Origin of the sequence: Chryseobacterium viscerum, assembly GCF_002899945.2 — a bacterium.
Taxonomy (GTDB): Bacteria; Bacteroidota; Bacteroidia; order Flavobacteriales; family Weeksellaceae; genus Chryseobacterium; species Chryseobacterium viscerum.
Window position 1 is genome coordinate 1 of sequence record NZ_PPEG02000053.1, and the last position, 445, is coordinate 445.

Consider the following 445-nt stretch of genomic DNA (forward strand, 5'->3'; position numbering starts at 1 on the left):
GACTACTCGGGTATCTAATCCTGTTCGCTCCCCACGCTTTCGCTCCTCAGCGTCAGTAACGGCCCAGAGACCTGCCTTCGCCATTGGTGTTCTTCCTGATATCTACACATTCCACCGTTACACCGGGAATTCCAGTCTCCCCTACCGCACTCAAGCCCGCCCGTACCCGGCGCGGATCCACCGTTAAGCGATGGACTTTCACACCGGACGCGACGAACCGCCTACGAGCCCTTTACGCCCAATAATTCCGGATAACGCTTGCCCCCTACGTATTACCGCGGCTGCTGGCACGTAGTTAGCCGGTGCTTATTCAACGGGTAAACTCACTCTCGCTTGCTCCCCGATAAAAGAGGTTTACAACCCGAAGGCCTCCATCCCTCACGCGGCGTCGCTGCATCAGGCTTGCGCCCATTGTGCAATATTCCCCACTGCTGCCGCCCGTAGG

Annotated in this window: 1 rRNA gene; it reads right to left on the bottom strand. The window is 58.0% G+C overall.

The window, feature by feature from the left end:
• Positions 1–445, bottom strand: a 16S ribosomal RNA gene (locus tag C1634_RS25755); the annotation flags it as partial.